This is a genomic window from Achromobacter sp. NPDC058515 (assembly GCF_042721735.1).
Lineage (GTDB): Bacteria > Pseudomonadota > Gammaproteobacteria > Burkholderiales > Burkholderiaceae_B > Achromobacter.
Map to the genome: position 1 here is coordinate 182468 of NZ_JBHXNI010000008.1, position 21936 is coordinate 204403.

The 21936-nt window shown below is 69.5% G+C and carries 20 protein-coding genes; 18 read left to right on the forward strand and 2 right to left on the reverse strand.

The window, feature by feature from the left end; all coding sequences use genetic code 11:
- The first annotated feature begins 106 nt into the window (after nucleotides 1-106).
- The 16 genes from ACFWP0_RS16065 to ACFWP0_RS16140 all read left to right on the forward strand — a co-directional run bounded on the left by ACFWP0_RS16065 (nucleotide 107) and on the right by ACFWP0_RS16140 (nucleotide 17853).
- Nucleotides 107-799, forward strand: a complete 693-nt coding sequence (locus tag ACFWP0_RS16065) for an SDR family oxidoreductase (RefSeq protein ID WP_377843649.1) — start codon at nucleotides 107-109, stop codon at nucleotides 797-799.
- A gap of 19 nt (nucleotides 800-818) precedes the next feature.
- Nucleotides 819-2243 (forward strand): MFS transporter, encoded by a 1425-nt coding sequence (locus ACFWP0_RS16070; RefSeq protein WP_377843650.1) that lies wholly within the window; start codon nucleotides 819-821, stop codon nucleotides 2241-2243.
- A gap of 151 nt (nucleotides 2244-2394) precedes the next feature.
- On the forward strand, nucleotides 2395-4083 hold the full coding sequence (locus ACFWP0_RS16075; protein ID WP_377843652.1) for a diguanylate cyclase: 1689 nt from the start codon (nucleotides 2395-2397) through the stop codon (nucleotides 4081-4083).
- A 62-nt stretch (nucleotides 4084-4145) separates the two neighbouring features.
- The gene (locus ACFWP0_RS16080; RefSeq protein WP_377843653.1) at nucleotides 4146-4943 is read left to right on the forward strand and encodes a GntR family transcriptional regulator; all 798 of its coding nucleotides are present in this window, start codon (nucleotides 4146-4148) and stop codon (nucleotides 4941-4943) included.
- Nucleotides 4944-4961: 18 nt separating this feature from the next.
- The gene (locus ACFWP0_RS16085) at nucleotides 4962-6167 is read left to right on the forward strand and encodes an ABC transporter substrate-binding protein (RefSeq protein WP_377843654.1); all 1206 of its coding nucleotides are present in this window, start codon (nucleotides 4962-4964) and stop codon (nucleotides 6165-6167) included.
- Between the two features lie 2 nt (nucleotides 6168-6169).
- Entirely contained in the window at nucleotides 6170-7042 is an 873-nt protein-coding gene (locus ACFWP0_RS16090; RefSeq protein ID WP_377843656.1) for a branched-chain amino acid ABC transporter permease, read from the forward strand.
- A gap of 2 nt (nucleotides 7043-7044) precedes the next feature.
- Nucleotides 7045-8016 (forward strand): branched-chain amino acid ABC transporter permease, encoded by a 972-nt coding sequence (locus ACFWP0_RS16095; protein WP_377843657.1) that lies wholly within the window; start codon nucleotides 7045-7047, stop codon nucleotides 8014-8016.
- Complete coding sequence (locus tag ACFWP0_RS16100; RefSeq protein ID WP_377843659.1) at nucleotides 8009-8764, forward strand: ABC transporter ATP-binding protein; 756 nt, start codon at nucleotides 8009-8011, stop codon at nucleotides 8762-8764. The genes ACFWP0_RS16095 and ACFWP0_RS16100 overlap by 8 nt, the downstream gene beginning before the upstream one ends.
- Nucleotides 8761-9471 (forward strand): ABC transporter ATP-binding protein, encoded by a 711-nt coding sequence (locus ACFWP0_RS16105; RefSeq protein WP_377843661.1) that lies wholly within the window; start codon nucleotides 8761-8763, stop codon nucleotides 9469-9471. Before ACFWP0_RS16100 ends, ACFWP0_RS16105 begins: the two co-directional genes overlap by 4 nt.
- 2 nt (nucleotides 9472-9473) lie before the next feature.
- The gene (locus ACFWP0_RS16110) at nucleotides 9474-10742 is read left to right on the forward strand and encodes a 3-isopropylmalate dehydratase large subunit (protein WP_377843662.1); all 1269 of its coding nucleotides are present in this window, start codon (nucleotides 9474-9476) and stop codon (nucleotides 10740-10742) included.
- A complete protein-coding gene (locus ACFWP0_RS16115; RefSeq protein WP_377843664.1) occupies nucleotides 10739-11239 on the forward strand; it encodes a 3-isopropylmalate dehydratase in 501 nt (166 codons plus the stop codon). The genes ACFWP0_RS16110 and ACFWP0_RS16115 overlap by 4 nt, the downstream gene beginning before the upstream one ends.
- Before the next feature lie 10 nt (nucleotides 11240-11249).
- Complete coding sequence (locus tag ACFWP0_RS16120) at nucleotides 11250-12920, forward strand: hydantoinase B/oxoprolinase family protein (protein ID WP_377843666.1); 1671 nt, start codon at nucleotides 11250-11252, stop codon at nucleotides 12918-12920.
- Nucleotides 12917-14965 carry a hydantoinase/oxoprolinase family protein gene (locus ACFWP0_RS16125; protein ID WP_377843667.1) on the forward strand — a complete coding sequence of 683 codons (2049 nt, stop codon included), beginning with the start codon at nucleotides 12917-12919 and terminating at the stop codon, nucleotides 14963-14965. The genes ACFWP0_RS16120 and ACFWP0_RS16125 overlap by 4 nt, the downstream gene beginning before the upstream one ends.
- Before the next feature lie 9 nt (nucleotides 14966-14974).
- Nucleotides 14975-15583, forward strand: a complete 609-nt coding sequence (locus tag ACFWP0_RS16130) for a cysteine hydrolase family protein (RefSeq protein ID WP_377843668.1) — start codon at nucleotides 14975-14977, stop codon at nucleotides 15581-15583.
- A 44-nt stretch (nucleotides 15584-15627) separates the two neighbouring features.
- Nucleotides 15628-16977, forward strand: a complete 1350-nt coding sequence (locus ACFWP0_RS16135; RefSeq protein WP_377843670.1) for an FAD-dependent oxidoreductase — start codon at nucleotides 15628-15630, stop codon at nucleotides 16975-16977.
- A gap of 12 nt (nucleotides 16978-16989) precedes the next feature.
- Entirely contained in the window at nucleotides 16990-17853 is an 864-nt protein-coding gene (locus tag ACFWP0_RS16140) for an oxaloacetate decarboxylase (RefSeq protein ID WP_377843762.1), read from the forward strand.
- 27 nt (nucleotides 17854-17880) lie between these two features.
- Here ACFWP0_RS16140 and ACFWP0_RS16145 read toward each other — a convergent pair whose 3' ends face one another.
- A complete protein-coding gene (locus tag ACFWP0_RS16145) occupies nucleotides 17881-18501 on the reverse strand; it encodes a chorismate--pyruvate lyase family protein (protein ID WP_377843671.1) in 621 nt (206 codons plus the stop codon).
- Between the two features lie 103 nt (nucleotides 18502-18604).
- Between ACFWP0_RS16145 and ACFWP0_RS16150 the strand changes: the two genes are divergently transcribed.
- Nucleotides 18605-19336: a pseudouridine synthase gene (locus ACFWP0_RS16150; RefSeq protein ID WP_377843673.1), complete on the forward strand. Its 732-nt coding sequence runs from the start codon at nucleotides 18605-18607 to the stop codon at nucleotides 19334-19336.
- A 235-nt stretch (nucleotides 19337-19571) separates the two neighbouring features.
- Here ACFWP0_RS16150 and ACFWP0_RS16155 read toward each other — a convergent pair whose 3' ends face one another.
- Nucleotides 19572-20477 carry a LysR family transcriptional regulator gene (locus ACFWP0_RS16155; RefSeq protein WP_377843764.1) on the reverse strand — a complete coding sequence of 302 codons (906 nt, stop codon included), beginning with the start codon at nucleotides 20475-20477 and terminating at the stop codon, nucleotides 19572-19574.
- A 257-nt stretch (nucleotides 20478-20734) separates the two neighbouring features.
- On the opposite strand from ACFWP0_RS16155, the gene ACFWP0_RS16160 reads away from it, so the two are divergent.
- Complete coding sequence (locus tag ACFWP0_RS16160) at nucleotides 20735-21928, forward strand: efflux RND transporter periplasmic adaptor subunit (RefSeq protein WP_377843674.1); 1194 nt, start codon at nucleotides 20735-20737, stop codon at nucleotides 21926-21928.
- Nucleotides 21929-21936 lie beyond the last annotated feature (8 nt).

The following is a 21936-nucleotide window of genomic DNA, read 5'->3' on the forward strand; positions in this document are numbered from 1 at the left end:
CTTGCGCGGCCTTTTTGCCGCACACAAATATGATGATCATCATATTTGCAAGTAAGGAAACCCCGGCTCATCCGCCGCACAACCGCCCGACCAAGGAATGCCCATTATGGAACTCAAGAACGCCGTCGTACTCATCACCGGGGCCAATCGCGGCCTGGGCCTGGCCTTCGCCCGCGAGGCGCTGGCCCGCGGAGCCCGCAAGGTCTATGCCGCCGCGCGCGATCCGTCCGCCATCACGCTGGCCGGCGTCGAGCCGATCAGGCTGGACGTGACCCATCCGGACGAGGTGGCGGCCGCCGCCGCGCTGGCGAAGGATGCGACGCTGATCATCAACAACGCCGGCATCGCGGTGACGGGCGGCTTCCTGGCGCCCGACAGCGTCGAATCGGCCCGTCGTCACCTGGACACCAACCTGTTCGGCCCGCTGCTGGTGGCGCGGGCCTTCGCGCCGGTGCTGGCCGCGAACGGCGGGGGCGCGGTGTTGAACGTGCTGTCCATCGCCAGCTGGATCAATGGCCCGCTGCTGGGCGTGTACGCCATGAGCAAGTCCGCCGCCTGGGCGCTGACGAACGGGCTGCGCCAGGAGCTGCGCGCCCAGAAGACCCAGGTGCTGGGCTTGCATATGGGCTTTGTGGACACCGACCTGACCCAGGGCATCGACGCGCCCAAGTCCACCCCGGAGGCCATCGTGCGCCAGGCGCTGGACGCGCTGGAAGCCGGCGAGGAAGAGGTGCTGGCTGACGAGCAGACGCGCCAGGTCAAGCAGGGCCTGTCCGCCAGCCCGGCGGTCTATCTGTAAGCCGGAGGAACGCGCCATCATGGATTCCACCTCTCCCTCCGCCACGACGCCTCCCGCTATTACGCCGACAGGCGTCGCCCCGGCCGCCGCGTCCCCCTGGCCCGTCTTCTGGGTCGCCAGCATCGCCGTATTCCTGGTGTCCCTGGACAGCACCATGCTTTATGCGGCGTTCGGCGCGCTGCGCGACGGCTTTCCCGAGGCTTCCGCCGCGGACATGTCGTGGGTGCTCAATGCCTACACGGTGGTCTTCGCCGCCATGTTGATCCCGTCGGGCGGGCTGGCCGATACGCACGGCCGCAAGCGCATGTTCATGGGCGGGGTGGTGCTGTTCCTGGCTGCCTCGGCGGCTTGCGGGCTGGCCGGCAGCGAGGGGTGGCTCATCGCCGCCCGCGTGTTGCAGGCGATCGGCGCGGCCTTGCTCTTGCCCGCCTCCTTGTCGATCGTGCTGGCGGCGTTCCCGGCGTCGCAGCGCTCGGTGGCGGTGAGCCTGTGGGGCGCGGTGGGCGGACTGGCGGCGGCTGTCGGGCCCAGCCTGGGCGCCTTCGTGGTGGACGTCGCGGGCTGGCCGTGGGCGTTCTACATCAACCTGCCGCTGGGCGCCTTGTCCTTGTGGTTCGGCGCGGGCCTGCTCAAGGAATCCGTGCGGCCCGACGCCCGCCGCCGCGTGGACGGGGTGGGCATGGCGCTGCTGGTCGTGGGGGTGGGCGCGCTGGCCCTGGCCATCGTGCAGTCGGAGTCGCCGGCGTGGCGGCGCGGCGAGCTGGCCGTGGCGGCCGCCGTGGGCGTGATTGCGTTGGTCGCCTTCGTGGCGTGGGCCCGGGCAACGCCGCATCCGCTGGTGGACCTGGCGCTGTTCAAGCACCGGACCTATCGCTATGTGAACCTGGCCACCTTCAGCTTCGGCATCGCGTTCGCCATGATGTTCTTCGCCTTTTTCTTCTACATGATGGGCGTGTGGCGCTACAGCCTGCCGCAAGCCGGACTGGCCGTCACGCCCGGCCCGCTGCTGGTGGTGCCGACTGCGATCGTCACCGGCCGGCTGGCGGCGCGGATGGGACACCGGCCGTTCCTGGTGGGCGGCGCGCTGGTCTATGCGGCCAGCGGACTGTGGTTCCTGCTGGCGCCGGGCGCTGAGCCCGCCTACCTGCGCGATTGGCTGCCCGGCCTGCTGCTCAGCGGCATCGGTGTGGGCATGGTGCTGCCTGCCTTGTCCGGCGCCGCGGTGAACCGCCTGCCGGCCCAGCACTATGCGGTGGGCAGCGCGGTCAACCAGGCCACGCGCCAGATCGGCGGCGTGCTGGGTGTGGCGATCACGGTGCTGCTACTGGGGCATGGCGCGGTGAGCCACGCCGATTTCTCGCCGCTGTATATAGGGCATGTGGGCCTGGCCCTGGTGACGGCGCTGCTGTGCCTAGCGGTGGACACGCGGCCGAAGGCGAGCTGAACGGTCCGGCGGCGGGCGCGAACCAGGGGGTGTCACGGGGCGGCGATCATATCTTCCAAAATGATGCAATTTTGGTGCGGAACGTGACAAAATGTCATCCACGGCCTAGGCATGGCTACACCGATGAATCCCGTATTGATCAGGTTCCGAAATGCCCGCTACAGGTGACGCTTCCCCAACTCCGGCGCCAGTCGACAGCGCGGGCGGAGTGCAAGCCGAACCCGACGGCCCCCTGGACAAGCTGGCCCGCCTGGCCAGGCGGCTGTTCGGCGTGGACATGGCGCTGGTGGCTTGCAGCGACGCCGACGGAGTCTGGCAGGCGCAGGCCGGCGCGCCGCCCGCCGCCCCTGATTTCCCCTTCACCGCCGAATGCCCCGTGCGCGCCGCCGACGGCCGCCAGCTGGGCGCCATCCGCCTGCTGCACGGGCAGGCGCGCCATCTCACCGACGAAGAGCGCCAGGCCCTGCGGGATCTGGCCGGCCTCGCGGCCATGGCCGTGGAAAAGCGCCAGGCGCTGGCGCTGGAGCGGGCGGACGAAGACTCCTGGCGCGACGAGGCCCGCAAGCTGTCGCTGGCCATCGCCGGCAGCGGCACCGGCGTCTGGGACCGCAACGTGGTTACGGGCGAGATCACGTATTCGCCGGGCTGGAAGGCCTTGCTGGGCTACGGCGAATCCGAGCTGTCCTGCCGCATCGAAGACGCCTACACGCGCCTGCATCCGGACGACCTGGATTACGTCCGCGCCGCCATGCAAGACCATTTCGACGGCAAGACCGAGAGCTACGAGGTCGAGCACCGGATCCGCTGCAAGGACGGCAGCTACAAGTGGATCTGCAGCCGCGGCAAGGTCGTCAGCCGGGACGAGGCGGGCAGGGCGCTGCGCATGATGGGCACCACCACCGACATCAGCGCGGTGCGCGCCATGTCGGAACGCCTGCAGCGCACGGCGGATCTGGTCGTCAACCTGACGGACGCCGTGCCCGGCCTGGTCTTCCAGAGCAGGCCGGTGCCGGAGGGCGGGTCGTGGTTCTCATACGTCAGCGCCGGCATCTGGGACATGTTCGAACTCACGGCCGACGACGTGCGGGCCAGCACCACGGCCATCGAGCAGCGCGTCCACCCGGACGATCTGGCCGTCTACCACTCGTCGCTGAAAGCCGCCGCGGCGGCGCAGGCGCCATGGCACCTGGAGTTCCGGGTCTGCCTTCCGCTGCAGGGCGTGCGCTGGCGCCAGGGCGACGCCAGCCCCAGGCGCGACGCGGACGGCGGGGTGATCTGGCATGGTTTCGTCACCGACATCACCGACCGCAAGCGCGCCGAATTCGAACTGCGCGAGCTGGCCGCCACCGATGCCCTGACCACCTTGCCCAACCGCCGCCATTTCATGTCGCGCATCGCCGCGGAGCTGGCCCGGATCAAGGGACACGGCAGCCGCTGCGCGGCGGTGCTGATGTGCGACCTGGACCACTTCAAGCACATCAACGACACCTGGGGGCACGCGATCGGCGACGGCGTGCTGCAGCATTTCGCGAAGATGCTGCGCGCCCAGCTGCGCGAGATCGACCTGGTCGGGCGCATCGGGGGCGAGGAGTTCGCGGTCGTGCTGCCCGACACCGACATCGAACGCGCGCAGGTCTTCGCCAGGAACGTGCAGCGGCGCATCGCGGACACGCCTTACTCGTCGGAGGGCCAGCCCATACCGCTGACGGTCAGCATCGGCATAGCCGCCATGCATACGATGGACGCCGACGCGGAGCTGGCGCTGAGCCGCAGCGACCGCGCGCTGTATTACGCCAAGCAGCGCGGGCGCAATCGGATCGAGTCGGTGTTTTCCCGATAGAACAACCCGCAATGGCATTTGTTCCATTGACGGTACATTAGGACACCCCTAGAGTTCCCTGCATGGGAACCTCACTGCCGCTTCCGAAGTACCACCAGATCTATCTCGTCCTGCGCGAGCAATTGCAGGAGGGACGCTTCGATCAGGACGGCGTACCCGGAGAACATGCGCTGGCCGGCCAGTTCGACGTGGCCCGCATCACCATCCGCAAGGCGATGGAGATGCTGGTGGCGGACGGCCTGGTGTCGCGCCGGCCCGGCCTGGGGACCTGGCCCTTGCGCGGCGCATCCAACCCCAACGCGGTGCCCGCGGCCAGCTCGCAACAGAAGGCGCATCTGACCGGCCTGCTGGAGAACATCGTCAACATGGGCCTGCGCACCACGGTGCAGGTGCTGGACAGCACGCTCGTGTTCGCCCCGCCTGCCGTGGCCGAGGCGCTGCGCATCGCGCCCGGAACCCCGGTCCACAAGAGCCTGCGCGTGCGCAGCACCGAGGCCGGGCCGCTCTCCCACATCACCACCTATGTGCCGCAGGCCGTGGCCGATTTCACGCGCGACGACCTGGAACGCGAGCCGCTGCTGATGCTGCTGGAAGCGGCCGGCGTGGAGTTCGGCGGCGCCACGCAGACCATTTCCGCGCGCCTGGCCGATGCGCAGGTGGCGCGCCATCTTGATGTATCGGTGGGCTCGGCGCTGCTGGCGGTGACGCGGGTCGTGCGCGATGTGAACGACCGGCCCGTGCAGCTGCTGCAGGGCCTGTACCGGCCCGATCGCTATCAATACCAGCTGCAGCTGTCGCGCGTCGGCAGCATCGACGCCAAGGTCTGGGTCAGCGAAGAGCTGTCGGCCCAATTTCATTGAACCCTTCGGAGATCTCCCATGAATTCGCGCCGCACTTTCCTCTATCAATCCGCCGCCGCGGCCGCACTCGTGTCCGCGCCTTGGGTGGCCCGTTCCCAGGGCGCCGCGCCCGTGAAGGTCGGCGTGCTGCATCCGGTGACCGGCGCGCTGGCCTATTCGGGGCAGCAATGCCGCCTGGGCGCGCTGCTGGCGATCGAGGACATCAACAAGGCCGGCGGCATCAAGTCGCTGGGCGGCGCGCCGCTGCAAGCGGTGCTGGGCGACGCGCAGTCGCGCCCCGAGGCGGGCTCGGCGGAGGTCGAAAAAATGAACGAGGCGGGCGTGTCGGCCATCGTGGGCGCGTACGCGTCGGCGATCTGCCTGGCCACGACGCAGACGGCGGGCAAGCACAACCTGCCGCACGTGGTGGATGTGGGCGTGGCCGACCAGATCGTCGAGCGCGGCCTGAAGAACACCTTCCGCTTCGGCCCCGGCTACCGCGCCTGTAGCGAACGCGCCATCATGGACCTGGCGGCGCTGAACGACGCGGCCGGCAAGCCGGCCAAGACCGTGATGATCGTGCACGAGGATTCGCTCTTTGGCACCGGCACGGCGGCGCTCCTGTCCAAGTCGCTGCCGCAGCACGGGTTCGAGGTCAAGGAAGTGGTCAAGCACCCGAACCCCACCCGCGACTTCAACAACATCGTGCTGCGCATGAAGTCGGTGAATCCCGACATCGTGATCCCGGCCAACTACTACAACGAATATGCCTTGCTGCTGCGCGCCATGAAGCAGCAGAAGGTGCAGCCCAAGGCCATCTATTCGGTGCTGGGGGGCGCGGCGTCCAGCTACAAATTCCTGAAGGAATTCCCGGACATCGCCAACGGCATCATTGACTGCAACCACTGGTTCAACCCCAAGGACGCGCGCGTGGCGCCGCTGAAGGCCCGCGTGGAAGAGAAGGGCGCGTATTTCAGCTACGAGGTCTTCATGACCTACACCGCGATGCTGCTGCTGGCCGACGCGCTGGAACGCGCCAGGTCCGCCGACCGGGCGGCGATCATCGACGCGCTGGCCGCCAGCACGTTCCAGGACAACGTGATGCCCTACGGCCCGACGCGCTTCGTGAACGGCCAGAACACCGGCGCCCAGCCCCTGCTGACGCAGGTGATCGGCGGCGACATCAAGGTGATCTTCCCGGTGGACTACCGCCAGGCAGACGCCGTCTTTCCGCTGAAAGCCTGAGCATGCTGGACCCCGCCATCCTCTTCGCCTCGGTGCTCAACGGCCTGACGACCGGCGCCGTGTACGCGCTGATCGCCCTGGGCCTGACCCTGATCTACGGGGTGCTGCACATCATCAATTTCGCCCACGGCGCCGCGCTCATGGTCGCGCTCTACGCCGTCTACCTGCTCAAGGACCGGCTGGGCATCGACCCCTACGCCGCCTTGCCGCTGGTGGTGGCGGGGATGTTCGCGCTGGGCTATGCGCTGCAGCGGTTCGTGATCAACCGCGCCAGCCACGGCAAGGACGAGAACATCCTGCTGGTGACGCTGGGCCTGGCCATCGTGCTGGAGAACCTGGCGCTGGTCTGGTTCAAGTCCGACACGCGCAGCATCGAAACCGCGTACACCCTGTCCACGGTCGAGATCGGGCCCGCCATGATCGCGCTGCCCAAGGTCATCGCGTTCTTCGGCGCGCTGGCGGTGGCGGCGGTGCTGTTCTGGATCATCCGCGGCACCGACCTGGGCCGCGCGATCCGAGCCGTCGCCCGCGAGAAGCAGGGCGCCAAGCTCATGGGCATCGACGTGGAAAAGGTCTACGCGCTGTCCTTCGGCATCGGCATGGCCTGCCTGGGCGCGGCCGCCTGCTTCCTGCTGCCGGCCTACTACGTGAATCCGCAAGTGGGCAGCGGCTTCGTGCTGGTCGCGTTCACCATCGTGGTGCTGGGCGGCATGGGCAGTTTCGTGGGGGCGCTGGCGGGCGGGCTGCTGATCGGCGTGGTGGAGTCCATCGGGGGCCTGTTCCTGGGCGACTCGCTGGGCCAGATGGGCATATTCGCGATCTTCATCGCGGTGTTGCTGTTTCGCCCGCAGGGGCTGTTCGGGGCGAGGGGCTGACCATGAAGAAGGATCTTTGCGCGATTGCGCTGTTTGGCGCCGCCCTGGCGGCGGTTGCCGCGCTGGCCCAATCGGGCGTGCTGCTGACGTTCGTGATGATGTCGCTGTACGCGGCCCTCCTGTCGCAGGCCTGGAACATCCTGGGCGGCTATGGAGGCCAGTTGTCCTTCGGGCACGCGCTGTTCTTTGGCGTGGGCGCCTATGCGCAGGCGCTGGGCCAGTTGAACCTGGGCCTGAACCCCTGGCTGGCGCTGCCGATGGCGATATCCATGGGGGCGCTGGCCGGCGCGGCGGTGGGCGGGCTGACGTTTCGCTACGGGCTGAAGGGCTCGTACTTCGCGCTGGTGACGCTGGCCTTTGCCGAGGTGTTCCGCATCCTGGCGCTGTCGGCTTCATTCACCGGCGGCGGGGTAGGGCTGATGGTGCCGCTGCAAGAGGGCGCGGCCAACATGCAGTTCGGCTCGCGCCGGGGCTACATCTATCTGCTGCTGGGCTTTGTGCTGCTGGCCCTGCTGGTCACCGCCTGGCTGCGCCATTCGCGCTTTGGCGCCTACCTGCAGGCGGTGCGCGACAACGAAGACGCCGCGCGCGCCATCGGCGTGAATCCGCTGCGCGTGAAGCTGGGCGGCATCGCGCTGTCCGCGGCCTTCATGAGCGCCGCCGGGGCGTTCTACGTACAGGTCTTCCAATACATCGACCCGGGCATCGCGTTCGGCTCGGCCGTCTCGGTGGAGGCCCTGGTGGGCGCCATCGTCGGCGGCCTGGGCACCTTGTGGGGGCCGCTGCTGGGCGCGGCGGCGCTGCATGCGCTGGCGGACCTGACCCGCAACCTCTTTGGCGAACTGCCTGGCATCAGCATGGTGATCTACGGCGTGGTGCTGATCGTGATCGTGATGTTCCTGCCGCGCGGCATCACCGGCTGCGGCCAGTCCCTGGGCCGCCTGCTTGGCTTCAAGGAGCGCGCCCGTGTCTGACATCCTGCTGCAAGCGCGCAATCTGTCCATCGCCTTCGGCGGCCTGAAGGCCGTCCAGGACGTGAGCCTGGACGTTCCGCAAGGCTCCCTGACCGCGCTGGTCGGCCCCAACGGGGCGGGCAAGACGACGCTGTTCGGGTTGCTGTCCGGCTTTCTCAGGCCCGGTTCCGGCTCCGTGCATTTCGCCGGGCAGGACATCACCGGCCGCGCCCCGCATGAATCGGCGCGGCTGGGCCTGGCCCGCACCTTCCAGATCGTGCAGCCGTTCGGCGCGCAGACGGTGCGCCAGAACATCGCCGTGGGCGCGCACCTGCGCCTGGCGGACCGGGACGAGGCATTGGCCGAGGCCGAGGCCGTGGCCGCCCGGGTGAATCTGCAGGCCTCGCTGGACAAGCCGGCGGCCGACCTGACCGTGGCGGGCCGCAAGCGCCTGGAACTGGCGCGCGCGCTGGCCACGCGGCCGCGCCTGCTGCTGCTGGACGAGGTGCTGGCGGGACTGAATCCCAGCGAGATCGACGAGATGATCCCGGTGGTGAAAAAGCTGGTGGACGACGGCGTCACCGTGTTGATGATCGAACATGTGATGCGCGCGGTGATGAGCCTGGCCGGACACGTATGGGTGCTGGCTCAGGGGCGGCTGATCGCGTCGGGCACGCCCCGCGAGGTCACCTGCGATCCCAAGGTGGTCGAGGCCTATCTGGGCCACGGCGCGGCGGCCCGGCTTGCCGCCCAGGGAGCGCCGGCATGAGCGCGCTGCTGGAGGTCAAGGGCCTGCGCGCGGGCTACGGGCGCATGGAAGTGCTGCGCGGCGTGGACCTGGCGGTGGGCGCGGGCGAGATCGTCGTGCTGCTGGGCAGCAACGGCGCGGGCAAGTCCACACTGAACAACACGGTGTGCGGGCTGTGCCGGCCCTGGGGCGGCACGGTGCGCTTCGAGGGCCAGGACCTGACCGGCCGCCATTACCGCCAGGTGGTGCAGGCGGGCCTTATCCAGGTGCCCGAAGGCCGGCGCATCTTCCCCAACCTGAGCGTGCGCGAGAACCTGGAGCTGGGCTCCTTCGCCCGGGCGCGGGAGCGCCGCGCCGCCAACCTGGAGAAGGTGCTGGAGATTTTTCCGCGGCTTCGCGAGCGGCTGGCGCAACTGGCCGGCACCATGTCCGGAGGCGAGCAGCAGATGCTGGCGATCGGCCGGGGCCTGATGGCCGAGCCGCGCCTGCTGATCCTGGACGAGCCGTCGCTCGGCCTGTCGCCGCTGATGGTCGAGGAATTGTTCGGCCTGATCCAGCGCCTGCACGCCGGCGGGCTGGCGATCCTGCTGGTGGAGCAGAACGTCGGCCAGTCCCTGGAAACGGGGCAGCGCGCCTATGTGCTGGAGAACGGCGCGGTGCGCTACAGCGCTGCCTGCGCGGACCTGCTGGCCAGCGACGACGTGCGCCGCGCCTACCTGGGAATGTAGCGATGGCCAAGCCTCAAACCCTGGCTCAGAAGCTGATCGCCGCGGCCTGCGGGCGCGCCGCGGTCGCCGAGGGCGAAATCGTGACCTGTGCGGTGGACCTGGCGATGTTCCACGATTCCAGCGGCCCGCGGCGTCTGCAGCCCATGCTGGAAGAGCTGGGCGCCACGCTCTGGGACCGCTCCAAGGTGGTGCTCGTCATCGACCACTATGTTCCGGAGTCCGACGACGAATCGCGCCGCATCGTGCGCATTGCGCGAGACTGGGCCGCGGGGCAGCAACTGCCCAACGTGTATGACTCCGTCGGCATCTGCCATGTGGTGGTGCCGCAGCACGGCCACATCCGGCCGGGCATGTTCTGCGTGGGTGGGGATTCGCATTCGCCCACCGGCGGGGCGTTCGGCGCCTACATGTTCGGCATCGGCAGCACCGAGATGCTGGGCGTGGCGGTCACCGGCCAGATCTGGGTCAAGGTGCCCAGCACGCTGATGATGCGCTGGAGCGGCCGCCTGGCCGGCGGCGTCACCGCCAAGGACATGATGCTGCGCATGATCGGCCGCTACGGCATGAACGGCGGGCGCTACCAGGCGGTGGAATTCTGCGGCGAGGCCGTGCGCGCGCTGTCCATGCAAGAGCGCATGACGCTGTCCAACATGAGCGCCGAACTCGGTTCGCAGGTGGGCCTGATCGCGCCGGACGAGACCACCGCCGCCTACCTGCGCGAGGCGGGCGTGGCGGCGGAGCTGGATCTGGCGCGCTGGCAAAGCGACCCGGGCGCGGACGCGGAATGGCACGATTTCGACGCCGCCGCGCTGGCGCCCCAGGTCGCCGCGCCGCACAGCCCCGCCAATGCGCGCGACGTGGACCAGTACCAGGATGTGCCGGTGCAGGTGGCGTATATCGGCGCCTGCACCGGCGCCAAGCTGGAAGACCTGCGCGCCGCGGCCAGCGTGCTGCGCGGACGCCGCCTGGCGGACGGCATGCGGCTGATGGTGGCGCCGGCCAGCCGGCAGGACCAGGAACAAGCCGAGCGGGAAGGCGTCATGCGGGCGCTGCGCGAGGCCGGAGCGGAGGTGCTGGCCACGTCCTGCGGCGCCTGTGCGGGCTACGGCGGATCCATTCCGGACGGCGCCAGCGTCATCTCCACCACGGCGCGCAACTTCAAGGGGCGCATGGGCTCCGAGACGGCCCAGGTCTATCTGGCGTCGCCCTACACGGTCGCGGCGTCGGCCGTGGCCGGCCGCATCGCCGACCCCAGGGAGTTCACGGCATGACGGACCAGAAGCCAACGCACCGCGTGTGGCGGGTAGGCGCTGACATCGACACCGACGCGCTGGCCCCGGGCGCCTATATGAAATTCGGCATCGACGAGATCGCCCGCCATTGCCTGCAGCGGGTGCGGCCGGAGTTCGCGGGCCAGGTGCAGCCGGGCGACGTGCTGGTGGCGGGGCCGAACTTCGGCATCGGTTCCTCGCGCGAGCAGGCTGCGTCCGCGCTGGTCCGCCTGGGCGTGGCGGCGGTGATCGCGCCGTCCTTCAATGGCCTGTACTTTCGCAACGCGTTCAACGTGGGCCTGCTGCTGCTGACCTGCGAACAGGCCGGGACGCTCGCCGAGGGCGAACGCATCGCGCTGGATCCGGCCGCGGGGCGCATCGACCGCCCCGGCGCCGTCCCGTCCGAATTGCACTGCGAGACCGTGCCCGCCTTTCTCCTGGAAATGGTGCGGGCCGGCGGACTGCTGAACCTGCTGAAACAGCGTCAAACCTCTTAGGAAGAACCTCATGCTCGATCCCGTCACCCTGGCGGTCCTGAAGGGCCGCCTGGAACAGATTGCCGACGAAATGGACGCCACGCTGTACCGCAGCGCGTTCAACCCCATCATCGCCGAGGCCCATGACGCCTGCCACGGCATGTACGACGCCGCCACCGGCGCCACGCTGATCCAGGGCAAGTCGGGACTGCCCGTGTTCGTGGGCGCGATGGCGTTCGCCGTCAAGGCGGCGGCCAAGGCCGCGGCCGAGCGCGGCGGCATGGTGGATGGCGACGTCTGGCTGTTCAACGATCCCTACGAAGGCGGCACGCACGCCAACGACTTCAAGCTGGTCAGGCCGGTGTTCCGCGGCGGCCGCCTGTTCTGCTTCCTGGCGTCGGCCGCGCACTGGCACGACGTGGGCGGCGCCGTGCCCGGCAACTACAACCCGGCCGCCACCGAATGCTGGCAGGAGGCGGTGCAGATCCCGCCCGTGCGCATCCTGCGCGCCGGCGCGCTGGACCAGGACGTGCTGGCCATCCTGAAGGCCAACACCCGCCTGCCCGACAGCCTGTGGGGCGACCTGAACGGCCAGCTGGCGGCCCTGGAGCTGGGCGCGCGCCGGCTGGACGGGCTGCTGGACGAATACGGCGACGCCACTGTGCTGGAGTCCCTGGACACCCTGCGCGAACGGGCGCGCCGCCTGATGCGCGACCACATCTCGCGCCTGCCCGACGGCGTATATGCCTTCGAGGACATGCTGGACAACGACGGCGTGCGCGACGCGCCCCTGCGCATCGCCCTTGCGCTGACGATAGCCGGCGACCGCCTGGCGCTGGACTTCACCGGCACTTCGCCCGCCTGCGCGGGCCCGGTGAACATCTCGCGCGCCACGGCCATCGCCGCCTGCTATGTGGCGCTCAAGCACTTGTTCCCGGACGTGCCGGCCAACGCCGGGGTCCTGGACGCGGTGGACGTAGTGCTGCCCGACGGCCTGGTGATCTCGGCAGACCGCCCGCGCCCCGTGGGCGGCTATACCGAAACCATCCTGCGCATGATCGACGTGATCTTCTGCGCGATGGCCCAGGCCGCGCCGGAACGCGCCATGGCGCAGGCCTACGGCACCATCAACGCGCTGTCCATCGCCGGCTACCGCAGCGACGCCGCCCGCAAGGGCCAGCGTTGGGTGATGTTCAGCTTCTTCGGCGGCGGCCACGGCGGCCATTCGGACGGCGACGGCCTGAGCCACGGCAACGCGCCCATCTCCACCGCCACCATCCCGCCGCTGGAAATCCTGGAGGCGGCGTATCCCGTGCGCTTTACGCAATGGGCGCTGCGCCCCGATTCGGCGGGCGACGGCACGCACCGCGGCGGCCTGGGCGCGATCTATGAAATCGAATTGCTGGAAGACAGCGCCGAGGCCTTCATCTTCGGCGAACGCGGCCGCAGCGCGCCCAAGGGCATCGCGGGCGGCGGCCAGGCGGCGCTGAACGTCTTTCGCTATCAGCAGGACGGCCAATGGCAAACCCCGCCCATGAGCTCGAAGATGCTGGGCATCCAGCTGCGGCGCGGCGACCGCGTGCGCCTGGAGACGCCGGGCGGCGGCGGCTATGGCGCGCCTGCAGGGCGCGCCGGGGCGGCGCGCGAGCACGACCGAAAGATGGGCTACGTAAGCGATATCCTGAAGGAGCAGTCGGCATGAGCGCGGCGCAAGGTTTGGTGGTTGGCGTGGACGTGGGCGGCACGTTCACGGATCTGTTCGTGCTGGACGAGGCGGGCGGCGCCGCGCGCGTCGTCAAGGTGCCGTCGACCCGCGGCGAGGAAGCGCGCGGCTTCATGAACGGCATCGCGCGCGTGGCCGACGGCGCCGGCGCCATCGGCACCATCGTGCACGGCACCACGGTGGGCACCAACGCGCTGCTGGAGCGCAAGGTGGCGCGCACCGGCATCATCACCACCGAGGGCTTTCGCGACGTGCTGGAAATGCGCCGGCGCGACCGGCCCCGGACCTGGGGCCTGCGCGGCAACTACGAGCCGGTCGTCCCGCGCGACCTGCGCCTGGAAGTCCGCGAGCGCGTGCTGGCCGACGGCGCCCTGCACACGCCGGTGGACCTGGACCAGGTCGAGGCCGCGGCGCGCGCGCTGCTGGAGCAGGGCTGCGAGGCGGTCTGCGTATTCTTCGTCAACGCCTACGCCAATCCGGCCAACGAAGCGCGGGCCGCGGCCCGCGTGCGGGCGATCTGGCCCAACGGCAACGTCACGGCCGCCACCGAAGTGCTGCCCGAGATCCGGGAGTTCGAGCGCTGCTCGACGGCGGTGCTGAACGCGGCCCTGCAGCCGGTGGTGGGCAGCTACCTGACCCGGCTGGAGTCGGACCTGCAGGCGCACGGATTCGAAGGCGAACTGCTGGTGGTGCAAAGCAACGGCGGCGTCATGTCGCGCCAGACGGCGTGCGACGTGCCGGTGCGCACCGCCTTGTCCGGCCCGGCGGCCGGGGTGATCGCCTGCGCGGCCATCGCCCGCGCGGCCGGCTTTCCGGACGTGGTCACCGGCGACATGGGCGGCACCTCGTTCGACGTGTCGCTGGTGGCGGGCGGCGAGGCCTCGCTGTCGGCGCAGACGTCCATCGACTTCGGCATGGTGGTGCGCGCCCCGATGATCCAGATCGAGACCATCGGCGCGGGCGGCGGATCGATCGCCAGCGTGGACGCGGGCGGCCTGCTGCAGGTCGGCCCCGAATCCGCCGGCAGCATCCCCGGCCCGGCCTGCTACGGACGCGGCAACACGCGTCCCACGGTCACCGACGCCAATGTGCTGCTGGGCCGCATCGCCGCCGACCGCCCGCTGGGCGGCGGCCTGCTGGCCACCATGGACGTGGAGCTGGCGCGCGCTGCCATCGAGGAGCACGTGGCCAGGCCGCTGGGCCTGGACGCGCACGCCGCGGCCGAAGCGATCCTGACGGTGGCCAATGCCAAGATGGCCGGCGCCATCCGCGTCGTGTCGATCGAGCGCGGCCACGATCCGCGCAAGTTCGCCTACATGCCGTTCGGCGGCGGCGGCGCGCTGCATGTCTGCGCCATGATGAACGAGGTGGATGCCGCCCACGGCATCGTGCCGCGCTATCCGGGCGTGACCTCGGCGCTGGGCTGCGTCATGGCCGACATGCGCCACGACGGCGTGCAGACCCTGAACGTGGCGCTGGACGCGCTGGATGCCGATGACCTGCTGGCCCGCATCGACGGGCTGGCCCGCGCCTGCCAGGAACGGCTGGATTCCGCCGGCGTGGCCTTCGAAGGCATCCGCGAAAGCATCGAGCTGGACATGCTGTACGTGGGGCAGAGCCATACCGTGCGCGTCGAAGCCGGTCGCGGCGACCTGAACCGCGCCGGCATCGCCGCCGCGTTCGACCGCGCCTACCGCGCCGCCTTCGGCCGCAGCCTGACCGGCATCCCGGTCCGCATCCTGAACCTGCGCTACGCCCGCATCGGCCAGCGTCCCAAGTTCGACCTGGCGCTGCTGGCCCCTACCTGCCAGGACATGCCGGCCGCGCTGGGCACGCAGGCGGTTTTTCACGCCGGCCAGTGGCGCGACGCCGTGCGTTATGCGCGGCTGGACCTGCCGGTGGGCGCCGAGGTGGCCGGCCCCGCCATCCTGGAGCAGCCCGACACCACTATCTGGATAGAGCCCGGCTTTGCCGGCCGCGTCGATACCCTGGGCAATCTGCTGATCGCCCGGACTGTCCCGTAGGAGCGGACCATGCAACCCTTCGATCCCCGCACCACCGCGCTGGTTATTGTCGACCTGCAGAACGACTTTCTGGCGCCGGGCGGCGCCTACGACCGCGGCGGCGCGGTCAGCCCGCAGGCGCGCGCCTTGCCCGCCCGCGTGGCGCCCGTGGCCCGCGCGCTCAAGGCGCGGGGCGGCTTCGTGGCCGCCAGCCTGTTCACGCTGTGGCCGGACGCGCACGGCGAGCCCATGATCTCGCCGCATCTGAAGCAGCTGCGCCCGTTCCTGGGCAAGGGCGATTTCGTCGCCGGCTCGGCCGGGCAGGCCCATGTGGCCGAGCTGGACGGCCTGGTCGACGTGTCGGTCTGGAAGGTGGCGTATTCGGCCTTCTTCAACACGCAGCTGGACTGGGTGCTGCGCCGCGCGGGCATCTCCAGCGTGGTGGTCGCCGGCATCGTCACCAACGGCGGCGTGGCCAGCACGGCGCGCGACGCCCACATGCGCGACTATCACGTGACGGTGCTGGCCGACGGCTGCGCCGCGCCGACGCCCGCCATGCACGACGCGGCGCTGGCGGACCTGCGCAGCGTGGCCGACGTGGTGTCGTGCCAGGACCTGCTGGACAGGCTGGCCCTGTGAGCGCGCCGGCCGTCAGAAGGGGAACCGCGCCCGGCGCGGACGCCATGCATGTCCCGGTGGCGATCATCGGCGCCGGCGCCTGCGGCCTGACCGCCGCGCTGCGCCTGGCCAGCGCCGGCATCGAGACCGTGCTGATCGAACGCGATGCCGCGCCGAGCGGCTCGTCGGCCCTGTCGTCCGGCTTCATTCCGGCGGCCGGTTCCGCGGTGCAGCGCGCCGCCGGCATCGACGACGACGCGCAACGCTTCGCCGCGGACATCCAGGCCAAGGCCGACGGCGCCGCCGCGCCGGAGCTGGTCGCCGCCTACACCGGCGCCGCGGCGGCGGCCATGGATGCGCTGGCGCACCATGGGCTGGCGTTCGAGGTGCTGGACGGCTTCCTGTACCCGGGCCACAGCGCCCGCCGCATGCACACCCTGCCCGAACGCACCGGGGCCGCGCTGGTCGCCGCGCTGGAGCGGGCGGCAACCGGAGCGGGCGCCTATCTGCTCACGCGCGCGCTGGCCCGCGAGATCTGGGTGGACGACGACGGCCGCGTGTCGGCCGTGGGCTGCGAACGCCCCGGCGGTTCAATGGATGTGATCGGCTGCGATGCCCTGATCCTGGCCTGCAATGGCTTCGGCGGCAATGCGGCGATGGTGGGCCGGCACCTGCCGGCCATGCGCGACGCCGTCTATGGCGGGCACGCGGGCAACGACGGCAGCGCCATTGAATGGGGCGCGCAACTGGGCGCGCGGCTGGCCGACCTGGGCGGCTACCAGGGCCATGGTTCCTGGGCCACGCCGCAGGGCGCGCTGATTTCCTGGGCGGTGATGATGGACGGCGGCGTGCAGATCAACCGCGACGGCCTGCGCTTTCATGACGAGACCCGCGGCTACTCCGAGGCGGCCGTCCACGTGCTGGCGCAGCCCGGTTCCGTGGCCTGGAACGTGTTCGACGACCGCACGCTGGCGCTGGCCCGCGGCTTTCCGGATTTTGTCCTGGCCGAGTCCGGCCAGGCGCTGAAGACCTGCGCCGGCCTGCCCGAGCTGGCGGCCCTGATCGGGTGCGATGCGCAAGCCTTGCATCGGACCCTGGCCGCCGTCGGCCCGCAGGCCGCGGACCCCCACGGCCGCCGCTTCGAGCGGACGCTCCTGCCGCCGTACCACGCGGTCAAGGTGACGGGCGCGCTGTTTCATACGCAAGGCGGGCTGGACATCGATGCGCGTTGCCGCGTCCTTGGCCAGGATGGCCGGGCCTTGCCGAACTTGCTGGCCGCGGGCGGAGCCGCCCGGGGCGTATCGGGCAACGACGTGTCGGGCTATCTGTCCGGCAACGGCCTGCTCAGTGCGGTCGCCGGCGGCCATATCGCCGCGGCGACCGCGGCGGCGCTGCTCGGGCGCGGCCTGGACTAGGAAGCGGATGTGATGCAGAAACAGAACCTGAAAACGCAACTGGCCGCCGGCGCCGTGCTGGCCCCCGGCGTCTACGACGCCCTGTCGGCGCTGGTGGCCGAGCAGGCGGGCTTTGACGCGCTGTACCTGTCCGGGGCGTCCATTGCCTACACACGCCTGGGCCGCTCGGACATCGGCCTGACCACGTACACCGAGGTCGAAGACACGCTGGCCCGTATCGCTGAGCGGGTGTCCAAGCCCGTAATCGTCGATGCCGACACGGGCTTTGGCAATGCGCTGAACACGCAACGCACGGTGCGCGGCTTCGAGCGCGCGGGCGCGGCCATGATCCAGCTGGAAGACCAGACCTTTCCCAAGCGCTGCGGCCACCTGGACGGCAAGACGGTCATCCCCGCCGCCGAGATGCGCGGCAAGCTGCGCGCCGCCGTCGACGCGCGGGTGAACGCGTCCACGCTGATCCTGGCGCGCACCGACGCGCTGGCGGCCGAGGGCCTGGAAGCCGCGCTGGACCGCGCCGAATCCTACCTGGAAGCCGGCGCCGACGCGCTCTTCATCGAAGCCCTGCGCACGCCGGAACAGATGCGGGCGGCCTGCGACCGATTCGCCGCGCGCGCGCCGCTCCTGGCCAATATGGTGGAGGGCGGCAAGACGCCCGTGCAAAGCGCCGACGCGCTGACGGCGCAGGGATTTCGCATCGTCATCTTTCCGGGCGGCGCCGCGCGCGCCGTGGCGCACACGCTGCAAGGCTATTACGGCAGCCTGCGCCGGCAGGGCACGACCGCGCCCTGGAAGGACAAGATGCTGGACTTCGACGGACTGAACGCGGTGATCGGCACGCCCGAACTGCTGGAGCTGGGGCGGCGTTACGAGGATTGAGGCCGGGAAGCAGCGAAAGCGGCCGCGTCAGCGCGGCGTGCGCTGGTGCGGCACGAGCGGCGGCGCGGGCTGGTCGGCGATCAGCTCCCAGAAGCCCGGCAAGAAGCACTCGGCCACCAGCAGCGGCTGGCCCTGGCGCCAGAACACGGACCGGCGCGCCCAGATGCGCCCGGCGTCCCGCTCGCGGCGTTCGGCGGGCAGCACGCCGCGCGCGGTCGCATGAAACGGCACAGGGGAGGCCAGGCGGCGGCAGGCGAAGGGCGAGCGGATGACGGTGCTGTCGTGATAGAGCATGTCGGCCAGCGGCCGGGTCAGCAGGCGGCGCATGCCTTGCCATGCGCCATGGGACGCGGCAAGCGGGGTCAGGCTGCGGGCGGGCACGCTGTCCACGCCGTTCACCGACATCAGCACTTCGCGGATCCACACGGGCGAGCCTGGGGCGATATGCATGGCGCGGGCTTCGTCCAGCGGGGCGCCGTCGGCGTACTCGGCCACGACCCGCAGGCGGACCTGTCCCACCTGGCGCAGCCCGGCGGTCAACGCGCCGGGGCGGAACAGCCAGTGGCGCTGGGCGGGGGGCAGGATGGCCGGGGCTTGCGCCAGCCAGCCTGCGGCTAGTGGGGGGCGATGTGCTGCGGGTGTCGTCATGGCTGCGTATTATGCCAAGCCCGGCTGACGGGCCCCATGCGTCTGAGTGCCGCAGGGCCGCTCGCCGGATGGGCGCGGGGCGGGTCCGCATACAATACCGCCCATGGAAAAAGTACGTATCTCCAAGCTCATGTCCGAGCGCGGACTCTGTTCGCGCCGCGAGGCCGACAGCTATATCGAACGCGGCTGGGTCCGCGTGGACGGCGTCGTGGTGTCCGAACTGGGCGCCCGGGCCTATCCCGACCAGGTCATCACGCTGGAGCGCGCCGCCCAGGCGCGCCAGACCTCGCGGGTCACCATCCTGATCAACAAGCCCGTGGGCTATGTGTCGGGGCAAGCCGAGAAAGGCTACACGCCCGCCGTGGCCCTGATCGACGCGCGTTCGCGCTTCGCGGGGGACAGGGTGCCGCAGCGCTTCGAGCGCGCGCATCTGGAAGGGCTGGCCGTGGCCGGCCGGCTGGACATCGACTCGCAGGGCCTGCTGGTGCTGACGCAGGACGGCCGCATCGCCAAGCACCTGATCGGCGAAGACTCCAGCGTCGACAAGGAATACCTGGTGCGCGTGCAGGGCGACCTTTCCGACAACGGGCTGGCGCTGCTGAACCACGGGCTGTCGCTGGACGGCAAGGCCCTCAAGCCGGCCCAGGTGCGCTGGCAGAACCACGATCAGCTGCGCTTTGTGCTGCGCGAAGGCAAGAAGCGCCAGATCCGCCGCATGTGCGAACTGGTCGGCCTGAAAGTCGTGGGCTTGAAGCGTGTACGCATCGGCCGCGTGGCCTTGGGCGAACTGCCGCTGGGCCAGTGGCGCTACCTGCGCGACGACGAGGAGTTCTGACGGGGCGGGCCGGGGGACAAGGCAGTTGCCAAGGCCGGTGTCAAGGCAGGTGTCTAGGCCGGTGTCTAGGCCGGTGTCTGACACCCTTGCAGCACGGCCTTGGAATGAAGACCGTCTATCGCGGGTGTCAGACACCGGCCTAGACACCTGCCGCGACGCCCGCCGCGATTGGTCAGGCATCGCGACATGTGATGTCGGCGGCCATCAGATTTTTCAATCTGTTTCCGTCCCCGCTTCACTTCATGAAAGCGGGGGTATTCTTCGCTTGCCGGTGGCAGCCCAGGCGCTCCATCAGGAACTCGATGAAGATCCGGGTCTTGGCGGGCAATAGCCGCGTCTCGGTCACGGCGTGGACAGGAAACGGCCCCAGTTGCCAGTCGGGCAGCACGCGCTTCAATTGGCCGGATTGCTGCTCTGCCAACTGACCTCCCACCAGCACCGCGATGCCCGCGCCCAGCATGGCCAGGCGGCGGGCCATGGCGACGCCGTTGACGGAGAACCGGTTGCCCGGCGTGAACTCGATGTGCTGGTCGCCATTGCTCAGCGGCCAGCGGGTCACGCGTCCGGCGCCTTCCGCGCGGAACTCTATGCACTCGTGCCGGGTCAGGTCGCTGGGATGCCGCGGTTCGCCGTGCTTGGCCAGATATTCGTGCGAGGCGTACATGTGGGCGGGCAGCATGCCCAAGAGCCTTGCAATTTGCGTCGAATCGGGCAGGTCGCCGATCTCGATCGAAACATCGCAGGTCTGGAACACGCGCGAAGCGTGGTCCGGATTGGCCAGATCCAGGAAAAACGTGACATCGGGATACCGCCGGGAAAACTCCATGAACGACTCAGCCAGGAAGTCCGTGCCGAAATCCGCGGGCATGTTCACCCGCAGCGGCCCGGTGGGGGTGTCGACCAGCTTCTGCAATTCCTCATGGGCGATCTGCGCCTCGGCCACGATGCGCTGGCAGCGCTCGAAGTACAACCGGCCCGCGTCGGTCAGTTCGACCTTGCGGGTAGTGCGGCTGAGCAGCCGCAACCCGACGGATCTTTCCAATTCGGCCACCTGGCGAGACAAGGTGGACTTGGGGACGCCAAGCGTCGCGGCGGCGCGGCTAAAACTATGCGTTTTCGCGACTTCGACGAAGAGTTCCATGCCCTGTAGACGTTTCATGACAGGAGTTTGTCAAAGTGGAGATTTCATAATTGTCCCATAAATGGAATGATGTTTTCTCAATGCGCCCCTTTGTTTCTTGGGCGGGATAACTCAGAATGCGAGTTCTGCAATGCAGCAATGCGACAAAGCCCTGTCTGCGTGTTCAACGCGAAACCACCCCAGTCGATACGAGCCAACCGAATCATCACGGTCCGGGACAGGGCTTCTTTTTTTGTTGGAAATCGGGAATGCAATCTATGAATAAGAAAAGCGCTATGTGGCGCAGCGCGGCTATCGTCACGCTGACGGCATCGGCTCTCACCTTGGCCGCTTGCGGCAAGAAGCAAGAGGCTCCCCAAGCGGGCAAGCCGCAAGTCACGGTCGTCACCCTGACCACGCAGCCCGTTTCCCTCACCACCGAATTGCCTGGCCGCACCTCGCCGTTCCGCGTGGCCGAAGTGCGTCCGCAGGTCAACGGCATCGTCCAGAAGCGCCTCTTCACCGAAGGCGGCGAAGTCAAGGCGGGCGAGCAGCTCTACCAGATCGACCCCGCGCTCTACCAGGCCAGCGTGGACAGCCAGAAGGCCGCCCTGGCGCGCGCCCAGGCGCAGCAGAAGACGGCCGCCTTGCTGGCCGAGCGCTACAAGCCGCTGGTGGCCACCCGCGCCGTCAGCCAGCAGACCTACGACAACGCCGTCGCCTCGCGCGACCAGGCCGCCGCCGATGTGCTGTCGGCCAAGGCCGCGCTCGACACGGCGCGCATCAACCTCGTCTACACCAAGGTCCTGTCGCCGATCGACGGCATCATCGGCCGCTCCTCGGTGACCGAAGGCGCGCTGGTCACGGCCAATCAGACCAACGCATTGGCTGCAGTGCAGCAAATCGACCCTATCTATGTCGACGTGACCCAGTCCAGCGTCCAGCTGCTGCGCTTGCAGGACGCCTTGGCCAGCGGCCAGCTGAAGAAGGCCGACGGCGAACAGGCCGCCCTGGTGACGCTGACCCTGGAAGACGGCTCGCAATATAAGCAGACCGGCAAGCTCCAGTTCTCGGAAGTGACGGTGGACCCGGGCACGGGCTCGATCACCTTGCGCGCGGTGTTCCCCAATCCGGACCGCCGCCTGTTGCCCGGCATGTTCGTGCGCGCCCGCCTGGCCGATGGCGTCGCCGCCGACGGCCTGCTGGTGCCGCAGCGCGGCGTGACGCGCAACCAGCGCGGCCTGCCGACCGCGCTGGTCGTCAACGCCAAGAACCAGGTGGAATTGCGTGAATTGCAGACCGACCGCGCCATCGGCGACAAGTGGCTGGTTACCGACGGCCTGGCCGCCGGCGACAAGGTCATCGTGGAAGGCCTGCAGATGGTGCGTCCCGGCGTCGAGGTGGTCGCCACCGAAGCCGGCGCCAACGCACAGCAGCCGCAGGCGGCCAACGCCGCCGCGGCCAAGCAGTAATCAGGGAG